Source organism: Methylobacterium haplocladii, from assembly GCF_007992175.1.
Taxonomy (GTDB): domain Bacteria; phylum Pseudomonadota; class Alphaproteobacteria; order Rhizobiales; family Beijerinckiaceae; genus Methylobacterium; species Methylobacterium haplocladii.
On sequence record NZ_BJZT01000035.1, the window covers coordinates 94,714 to 103,530 of the forward strand.

The following is an 8,817-nucleotide window of genomic DNA, read 5'->3' on the forward strand; positions in this document are numbered from 1 at the left end:
AACTAATTTCAGATAATTAGAAAATCATAGTTTATCGTATAATATAGCAAACACAAGAAATGATTCTCAAGTTTGGTATCAGTGGGCAATGTAAAATAAGATGATGCCCAAAAATATAGACGAAAAAATTCTAGAAATATTGAAATCCGCTGCGCATATATTCTTACAAAAACCGCCACCCCCGCTGCAGCACCTCGATCTTGTACCCATCCGGGTCCGCAATGAAGAAAAACCGCGCCTTGCCGCCGCTGGAATGGGCGAGCTCCTTGAGGTCGCCCGGCGCGAGGCCCGCCTCCGTCATGCGGGCGTGCGTGGCGTCGAGGTCGGCGACCGAGACGGCGAGGTGGCCGTAGCCGTTGCCGAGGTCGTAGGCCTCGCTCTGGCTCTTGTTGACGGTCAGCTCCAGCTCGAAGCCGGATTCGGGGTTCGACAGGTAGATCAGGGTGAAGCTGTCGAAATCGAGCCGGTCGGCGATCTCAAGCGCGAAGGCCGTGCGGTAGAAATCGAGCGAGCGGGCCTCCTCGCGGATGCGGATCATGGAATGGATCAGCTTCGGCGTGTCGGTCATGCGCGTTTCGGTCCCGGGTGGCAGTGGTGACGTGATCGCGGAAGTAGGGCCGTGGCTGTCCGTCGGGTAGGGGCGTTCGACCCGTGATCCCGTCCAACCATTCATCCTGCGGTGCCGAAGCGTAGCGGAGGACTCGAAGGAGGGCTTCAGTGGCCGCGCGATGCCTGGAACCCTCTTCCGAGGCCCGCCGACGCGGGCGATTCAGGATGAGGGGACGGGTCGGATCGCGTCCCCTATCCGTGCCAGAGCCAATCGGGGAGATGGCTGCGGAGTGGGCGAGCGCGATCAGGCCGGCGAGTCGAGCTCTGGAAACGGCTCGGTCCGGTGCCCTTCGCAGACTTCCTCCTCGTCCCGCAGCACCTTGAGCACTCCGCCGTCGTCGCGGATCACGGCCTTCGGCCGCTCGGCCTTGTCGAAGGTCCGGCCCTTCATACGGCTCGATACGCAGTAGAGCGTACGCCCGCCATCCGTGAACGGCCCGCTGATGCGACTCTTCTCGAATCGCACCGGGATGATCGAGATCGAACCGAAATCGACTTGGCCGAGGGCCAGCGCGGCGATGCGCTCGCGCAGCGTACCCGTCGATGGCGGAGGGGAGGCGCTCGTCGCGACGCTGGTGCATCCGCCGGCCGGCCACGCCAGTGCGGCGGTGAGGCAGGCCGCCGGGAGCCATGATGACAAGCGAGCCGGCCCGCACGGTCGTGTTCGAGTCTTCGAACCGTGTCCATTCCGGTCCTTGCGAGCCGAAGGCGAAGCAACCCGGGGCCGCCTCTCCGGCGTCGGGCTTGCGACCCTGGATTGCTTCGCGGTGCTCACGCTGGCGACGATGGGCTTGGAGTGTTGATCTGCAAACGAAATCCGGCAGCGCATCGTCGCACGGGCCTCCCCAAGAAAGGCTATCGCGGCGCGCCCCGGGCGGGGAGTGATTCGGCGGTACGATCGGGGCTCACCGCGCCGCGCGTCCGGGTCTGTCCACAGGCGGCTGCGCCGATCTCGCCTTCCTCCCCGTCGTTCCGGGTTCCGCCGCGCGGCCCCGGAACGGCTCGACGGCCGGCGTTCAACCGCGCTGGGCGATGTTCACGTAGTCGCGCTGCTCCGGCCCGACATAGAGCTGGCGCGGGCGGCCGATCTTCTGGGCCGGGTCCTGGATCATCTCGGCCCATTGAGCGATCCAGCCGGTGGTGCGGGCGAGCGCGAACAGCACCGTGAACATCGAGGTCGGGAAGCCGAGGGCCTTCAGGGTGATGCCCGAGTAGAAGTCGATGTTGGGGTAGAGCTTCTTCTCGATGAAGTACTCGTCCTCCAGCGCGATCTTTTCGAGCTGCACGGCGACCTCGAGCAGGTCGTCCTTGATGTTGAGCTCCTTCAGCACCTCATGCGTGGTCTTCTGCATGATGCGCGCGCGCGGGTCGTAGTTCTTATAGACGCGGTGGCCGAAGCCCATCAGGCGGAAGGGGTCGTTCTTGTCCTTCGCCTTAGCGACGTACTTCGCGACGTTGTCGGGCGTGCCGATCTCCATCAGCATCTTCAGCGCCGCCTCGTTGGCACCGCCATGGGCCGGACCCCAAAGGCAGGCGATGCCGGCAGCGATACAGGCGAATGGGTTGGCGCCCGAGGAGCCGGCGAGCCGCACCGTCGAGGTCGAGGCGTTCTGCTCGTGGTCGGCGTGCAGAATGAAGATCTTGTCCAGCGCGCGGGCGTAGGTCGGGTTGACCTGAAACTCTTCGCACGGCACCGCGAAGCACATCCGCAGGAAGTTCGAGGTGTAGTCGAGATCGTTTTTCGGATACACGAACGGCTGGCCGATCGAATACTTGTAGGCCATTGCGGCAAGCGTCGGCATCTTGGCGATCATGCGCAACGAGGCGATCATGCGCTGGTTCTCGTCCGAGATGTCGGTCGAGTCGTGATAGAACGCCGAGAGCGCGCCGACGCAGGCGACCATGATCGCCATCGGGTGCGCGTCGCGGCGGAAGCCCTGGAAGAACCGGTTCATCTGGTCGTGCACCATGGTGTGGCGCGTGACCCGGTAGTCGAAATCCGCCTTCTGGGCGGGCGTCGGCAATTCGCCGAACAGCATCAGGTAGGCGGTCTCGAGGAAGTCGCCCTGCTCGGCGAGCTGCTCGATCGGGTAGCCGCGATAGAGCAGCACGCCCTTGTCGCCGTCGATGTAGGTGATCGCCGATTCGCACGAGGCGGTGGAGGTGAAGCCGGGATCGAAGGTGAAGATGCCGGTCTGGCCGTGCAGCTTGCCGATGTCGACGACACTCGGCCCGATCGATCCGGACTTGACGGGTAGCTCGACGCGCTTGTCGTCGACCGTGATGGAGCTTGCGGAAACGCTCATGGACGCGCGGACCCTTTCTCGCGACGGGCAGCACCGGTCCGGAGGCCGACGGGTCGAGCGCCCCGGACAGAGGCGGAACCGCAGCTATGCTGCAGTTGCTCACTGAGGAACCGGGTTAGCGGATCGCCGCACCGCCAGCAACGGGGAGACCCCGGCCCTCGGCGTGTTGCAATGCAAAACGCAGACGATCGGAGACGATTGTCACTGCGTGATCTGATCGCGCAGACGGGCGAGCGATTCTTCGCGCCCGAGCACCGCCATCACGTCGAACAGCGGCGGCGAGGTCGCCCGTCCGGTGAGCGCCGCACGCAGCGGCTGGGCGATCTGGCCGAGCTTGAGGCCCTGCGCCTCCGCGAACTTTCGCACTTCGGCTTCGGTGGCGGTGGCCGACCACTCCTCAAGGGCTTCGAGCGCGGGAATCACGAGGCCGAGCCGCGTTTTCGCGTCGTCGCCGAGGAGGCCCTTGGCCTTGTCGTCGAGGGCGAGCGGCCGGGCGGCGGTGAGGTAATAGGCGCTGTCGAGAAGCTCGACGAGGGTCTTGGCGCGCTCCTTCAGACCCGGCATCGCCGCGACGAGGTTCTCGCGCAGCTTCGGCGTGATCGGCTCCGGCACGATCCGCTGGATCGCGTCCACCAGCGCGGTGTCGTCGCTTTCGCGGATGTAGCGGCCGTTCAGGTTTTCCAGCTTGGCGAAGTCGAACCGCGCCGGCGAACGGCCGATCGCCTTGAGATCGAAGGCGGCGACCATCTCGTCGGTCGAAAACACCTCCTGGTCGCCGTGGCTCCAGCCGAGGCGCACGAGGTAGTTGCGCAGGGCCGCCGGCAGGTAGCCGAGGTCGCGATAGGCCTCGACACCGAGGGCGCCGTGGCGCTTCGAGAGCTTGGCGCCGTCGGCCCCGTGGATCAGCGGGATATGCGCCATGGCCGGCACGTCCCAGCCCAGCGCCTTGTAGATCTGTGCCTGACGGGCGGCATTGGTGAGGTGGTCGTCGCCGCGGATCACCTGCGTGACGCCCATGTCGTGGTCGTCCACCACCACGGCGAGCATGTAGGTCGGGTTGCCGTCCGAGCGCAGCAGGACGAGGTCGTCGAGGTCGCGATTCTGCCAGGTTACCCGGCCCTGCACGGCGTCGTCGATGGCGGTCTCGCCCTCGGTCGGCGCGCGGAGCCGGATCACCGGCTTGGCGCCGGCCGGCGCCTCGGACGGATCGCGGTCGCGCCAGCGGCCGTCGTAGCGTGGCGCACGGCCCTCGGCGCGGGCGGTCTCGCGCATCTGCTGCAGTTCCTCGGCGGTCGCGAAGCAGCGGTAGGCATGACCCGAGCCGAGCAGTGTCTCGGCGGCTTCGCGGTGGCGGTCGGCCCGGGCGAACTGGTGGACGGGCTCGCCGTCCCAGTCGAGGCCGAGCCAGGACATCCCGTCGAGGATCGCGTCGATCGCGCCCTGCGTCGAGCGCTCGCGGTCGGTGTCCTCGATGCGCAGCAGCATGCGGCCGCCGAAGCGGCGCGCGTAGAGCCAATTGAACAGAGCCGTGCGCGCCCCGCCGATATGCAGGTAGCCGGTGGGCGAGGGCGCGAAGCGCGTGACGACGTTGGACGGCATCGGGAGCTTGACTGCTGAAAGGGGGCAGGGGTTGTCGGATCTGTGGATCGACCCCGCCATTCGGCGAAGTCCGGTACCCGATCCAAGGCGCGCCTGTAGCACGCGACGAGGGATGCGTTAAGAAAACGTCACGGGGTCTCGCGATCGGGCTGCGACGGAACCAACCGGATGGCGGGGGAGCGCGCGGCAACGGCGGTACGGAGCCTCCCGGCTCGCGTCGCCGGCCGCCTGCCGACGCCCTCGCTCGCTCTCGGCGACCTCCGAAAGGCCTTCATCGGCGCGGTCGCGCAGGAGGCCGGGCAGCGCCGGCTGTTTCCCTGGCTGGCCGTGGCCTTTGGAGCGGGCATTCTGATCGAACTGACCGCCACCGACGGGCAGCCGATGCTCGCCGCGCCGCTGCTGGCTGCGGGTTGCGCGATGGCGGCGACCTTCGCCCTGCGCGCCCGGCCGGTGGCGTTGGCCCTGATGCTCGGGCTCGCCACAGCCTTCCTCGGCTTCGCGGCAGCGGCTTACCGCGTCGCCAGCGTAGCGAGCCCGGTGCTCGCCCGCACGATGATCGCGCCGCTGACCGGCCTCGTCGAGGCGCTCGACGAGCGGGAGCAGGGCGCGCGGCTGATCGTGAAGGTGATCGCGTTCGGCACCCTGGAGGAGGGCGGGCGCCCCACGCGGGTCCGCGTCTCCTACCGCAAGGCGCAGGCGATCAAGCCCGGCCACCGGATCAGCGCCGTGGCCCGGCTGCTGCCCCCACCCGAAGCCGCGCGGCCCGGCGGCTACGATTTCGCCCGCGATGCCTGGTTTCGCGGCATCGGCGCGGTGGGATCGCTCACGGGCCGGATCGACGTGATCGCGCCCGACGGGCCGCTGCCCTGGGGCCTTCGCCTGGCGGCCGCGATCGACGACGCCCGCAACGCCCTGACCCGCCGCATCACCGACGCCACCGGTGGACAGGGCGGCGCGGTCGCCGCCGCCCTCGTCACCGGCAAGCGCGGGCTGATCTCTCCGCAAACGAACGACGTGCTCCGAGCCGCCGGGATCTATCACGTGGTCTCGATTTCCGGACTGCACATGGTGCTCGCCGCCGGTGTCGTGTTCTGGCTGGTGCGGGCGCTGCTGGCGCTGGTGCCCGTTCTTGCGCTGACATGGCCGATCAAGAAGATCGCGGCCGGCGCGGCGATGGCCGGCGTCACCGCCTATTGCGCTTTTTCGGGCTGGGACATCGCGGCCGAGCGCTCCTGGATCATGACGCTGGTGATGCTCGGCGCGATCCTCGTCGACCGTCCCGCGCTGAGTATGCGCAACCTCGCCCTGGCCGCCATGATCGCGCTGGCACGCGAACCCGAAGCCCTCCTCGGCCCGAGCTTCCAGATGTCCTTCGGCGCCGTGGCCGGACTCATCGCCTGCGCGCCGCTGCTGAACGGGCGCGTGCTCGCCGGCGAGCGACGGAGCTGGCTGGGGCGAAGCCTCTCGTTCCTGGCGACGGCGGTGATCGGCACACTGGCGACGACCCTCGTCGCGCAGATCGCGACGGCGCCGTTCTCGACCTACCATTTCCAGACCGTGCAGCCCTTCGGCCTCGTCGGCAACGCGCTGACCCTGCCGCTCGTCTCCCTCGTGGTGATGCCGTCCGCGGTGATCGGCATCCTCGCCTATCCCTTCGCTCTCGATCAGCCGGTCTGGTGGCTGATGGGGCAGGCAGTGCGCGGCATGCTCGCGATCTCGACCTGGATCGCCGGCTTCGGACAGGCGAACGTCGTCGTGCCGGCCTACGGACCCTGGGCGCTCGCATTGCTGGCGGCGGCATTGCTGTTCGCGACGCTGCTGGTCTCACGGTTGCGCTGGCTCGCCCTGCTGCCCGCGTTCGGCGGGCTGGCGCTTGCGGCAGTGCCGACGCGCTACGACGTCTTCATCGATCGCGGCGGTGCCGGCGCTGCGATCCGCGGCGCCGATGGACGGCTGGCCGTCCTCGGAAAGCCGCCGAACTTCGTGCTGGAGCAATGGCTCAAGGCGGACGGCGATGGCCGTCGGGCCGATCAGGTGGGGGCCGGGGACGGCGCACGGTGCGACAGGCTGGGCTGCACGATCCGCATGAAGGACGGGCGCTGGCTGGCGCTCGCCAAGGACAAGCGCGCGCTGTTCGAAGACTGCGCCCGCGTCGCCATTCTGGTGACACACCGCGATGCACCCCCGGGCTGCGCCGCCGGCCTGATCCTCGACCGCAAATTTTTTGCTCAGCACGGCGCGGCGATGATCCGCCTCGAAGCCGCCGGCCCGGTACTCGTCACCGTGCGAAAACCGGGACCGCCGCCACCCTGGCGCCCGCCCCCTGCCGTCAAGCGGCCCGCAGCCAAGCCGGAAACGCCCGTGCCCGATCAGCCGTCGGGTTTCGCGGCCTACGGATCGCCGGCGGCCGAGGACACAGTGGCCTCGGGCGCAGACGCTCCCGTTGAACCGCTTCAGTAACGGCGCACGAGGCTGACGAGGCGGCCCTGGATCTGAACGCGATCGGGGCCGAGTACGCGGGTCTCATAGGCCGGGTTCGCCGCTTCGAGCGCGATCGACGAGCCTCGGCGGCGCAGGCGCTTCAAGGTCGCCTCCTCGTCGTCGATCAGCGCCACGATGATGTCGCCGGTCTGGGCGGTGTCCTGCTTGCGGATCACAACGAGATCGCCGTCGAGGATACCGGCCTCGATCATCGAGTCGCCACGGACTTCCAGAGCGTAATGCTCGCCGCCGGCCAAAAAGTCCGGCGACATCGCGATGGAGTGGCTCTGGTTCTGGATAGCCGAGATCGGCGTACCGGCCGCGATCCGGCCCATCACCGGCACCATCACCGCGCGGCCGTCCTCGTCGAACACCTGCGTCGTCGTCGGCCTCGGCGGCGTGGCCTTGGCGCGTCCGCCTTCCACGACGCTCGGCGTAAACCGTCGCACCTCGGCCTGCGGCGGAGGTGCCTGCTTGCCGGTGATCGGCTCCGGGATCCGGATGATCTCGATGGCGCGCGCCCGGTTCGGCAGGCGCCGCAGGAAGCCCCGCTCCTCGAGCGCGGTAATCAGACGGTGAATGCCGGATTTCGATCGCAGATCCAGCGCATCCTTCATTTCGTCGAAGGAGGGGGGAACGCCGCTTTCGCTCATCCTCTGTTGAATGAACTGGAGCAGCTCCAACTGCTTGCGCGTCAACATGCGAGCCACCTGAAAGAGGCGATCACCGGGCCACGGAACCGCCGAAACAAACCACGAACAGGTTAAGCGTTCTTCAAGTGTTCCGCAAGCGGGAGACGCCGTCGAAAGCGGTTCGGGCGAAGGAAGGCTGCGTTTCCCGCTCCTGTGGACGTTTCAGGCGGGACGCCGTATTGCGCTGCGCAATGGACGTGGATGCCGACGGTGCGATGGGGACCGAGAGTGGCAAGCGGATCGTGGTGCTTGCTCTCGCGGCAGCGGTCGGTGGCGCCGCGACGCTGACGCCGGCCCGTGCGAATGAGCCGGTTGCGATCCATCCATCCGAACCGAGGGCCGGGACCGAGCGCTTGATCGAGACCCTGAGTGCCCGTCTGCTCGCCGCCCACAGCGCGACTGCCGTGCTCGAAGCCTGGTGCGCTGAGCGCGGCCTCGCCATCGATCCGCGTCTCACCGCGGTCCGCGTCTCCGGACCGGAAAAGATGCTGTCGGATCTCCAACGGGAGCGCCTTGCCCTACGGCCGGACGAGCCGGTCCGCTATCGGCGCGTGCGGTTGACTTGCGGGGGCCACGTCCTGTCGGAGGCGGACAACTGGTACGTACCAAGCCGCCTGACGGCCGAGATGAACACGATGCTGGAGACGACCGAGGCTCCGTTCGGGCGCGTGGTGCATCCACTCGCGCCCACCCGTCGCAACCTGTCCCTCAAGATGCTCTGGACACCCGAAGAGCTCGAACCGCCCGGCCCTGAGAAAAAGCTGTTCTTCGTCGAGGCCGTGCTCTCGACGGCGGCCGGTATACCGTTCTGCGAGGTCGCCGAGACCTATACCGGCGCCGTGCTGGCGCGGGGCGAGCGCTAAACGTCCTCGTTCAGCGGCTGCTCTTCCTTCGCGAGCCTCAGCAGGTTCTGGCCATAGGAGGTCTTGGCGAAGAGTTCACCGCGGGCGATGAGCTGGTCGCGGGTGATGAAGCTCTGCAGATAGGCGATCTCTTCGAGGCAGGCGACCTGGAGACCCTGTCGGTTCTGCAGGGTGCGGACGAACTCCGCCGCTTCCAGCAGGCTGTCGTGCGTGCCGGTATCGAGCCAGGCATAGCCGCGCGACATCCGCTCCACGTGCAACTGGCCG

The 8,817-nt window shown here is 67.6% G+C and carries 7 protein-coding genes and 1 pseudogene; 2 read left to right on the forward strand and 6 right to left on the reverse strand.

What is annotated here, in order from left to right; translation table 11 throughout:
* Positions 1-163: 163 nt before the first annotated feature.
* The 4 genes from MHA02_RS16150 to gltX all read right to left on the reverse strand — a co-directional run bounded on the left by MHA02_RS16150 (position 164) and on the right by gltX (position 4,514).
* Positions 164-568 (reverse strand): VOC family protein, encoded by a 405-nt coding sequence (locus tag MHA02_RS16150; RefSeq protein ID WP_147080485.1) that lies wholly within the window; start codon positions 566-568, stop codon positions 164-166.
* A 285-nt stretch (positions 569-853) separates the two neighbouring features.
* Positions 854-1,249 carry a hypothetical protein gene (locus MHA02_RS16155; RefSeq protein ID WP_238180423.1) on the reverse strand — a complete coding sequence of 132 codons (396 nt, stop codon included), beginning with the start codon at positions 1,247-1,249 and terminating at the stop codon, positions 854-856.
* Positions 1,250-1,625: 376 nt separating this feature from the next.
* Positions 1,626-2,915: a citrate synthase gene (locus MHA02_RS16160; RefSeq protein ID WP_147080487.1), complete on the reverse strand. Its 1,290-nt coding sequence runs from the start codon at positions 2,913-2,915 to the stop codon at positions 1,626-1,628.
* Positions 2,916-3,116: 201 nt separating this feature from the next.
* A complete protein-coding gene (gltX, locus tag MHA02_RS16165; protein ID WP_147080489.1) occupies positions 3,117-4,514 on the reverse strand; it encodes a glutamate--tRNA ligase in 1,398 nt (465 codons plus the stop codon).
* 168 nt (positions 4,515-4,682) lie between these two features.
* On the opposite strand from gltX, the gene MHA02_RS16170 reads away from it, so the two are divergent.
* A complete protein-coding gene (locus MHA02_RS16170; RefSeq protein ID WP_147080491.1) occupies positions 4,683-6,974 on the forward strand; it encodes a ComEC/Rec2 family competence protein in 2,292 nt (763 codons plus the stop codon).
* Here MHA02_RS16170 and lexA read toward each other — a convergent pair.
* Entirely contained in the window at positions 6,968-7,696 is a 729-nt protein-coding gene (gene lexA, locus MHA02_RS16175; protein WP_147080493.1) for a transcriptional repressor LexA, read from the reverse strand. The two genes, MHA02_RS16170 and lexA, sit on opposite strands and share 7 nt — an antisense overlap.
* A gap of 206 nt (positions 7,697-7,902) precedes the next feature.
* Here lexA and MHA02_RS16180 point away from each other — a divergent pair, with 206 nt between their 5' ends.
* A complete protein-coding gene (locus MHA02_RS16180) occupies positions 7,903-8,550 on the forward strand; it encodes a hypothetical protein (RefSeq protein WP_147080495.1) in 648 nt (215 codons plus the stop codon).
* Here the strand turns inward: MHA02_RS16180 and MHA02_RS16185 are convergent.
* Positions 8,547-8,817, reverse strand: a pseudogene (locus MHA02_RS16185) (glucose-1-phosphate thymidylyltransferase RfbA); the annotation flags it as partial. The gene MHA02_RS16180 and the pseudogene MHA02_RS16185 sit on opposite strands and share 4 nt — an antisense overlap.

Coding starts and splice junctions, on each gene's coding strand:
- MHA02_RS16150 (WP_147080485.1), bottom strand. CDS start 568: ATGACCGACACGCCGAAGCTGATCCATTCCATGATCCGCATCCGCGAG.
- MHA02_RS16160 (WP_147080487.1), bottom strand. CDS start 2,915: ATGAGCGTTTCCGCAAGCTCCATCACGGTCGACGACAAGCGCGTCGAG.
- gltX (WP_147080489.1), bottom strand. CDS start 4,514: ATGCCGTCCAACGTCGTCACGCGCTTCGCGCCCTCGCCCACCGGCTAC.
- MHA02_RS16170 (WP_147080491.1), top strand. CDS start 4,683: ATGGCGGGGGAGCGCGCGGCAACGGCGGTACGGAGCCTCCCGGCTCGC.
- lexA (WP_147080493.1), bottom strand. CDS start 7,696: ATGTTGACGCGCAAGCAGTTGGAGCTGCTCCAGTTCATTCAACAGAGG.
- MHA02_RS16180 (WP_147080495.1), top strand. CDS start 7,903: ATGGGGACCGAGAGTGGCAAGCGGATCGTGGTGCTTGCTCTCGCGGCA.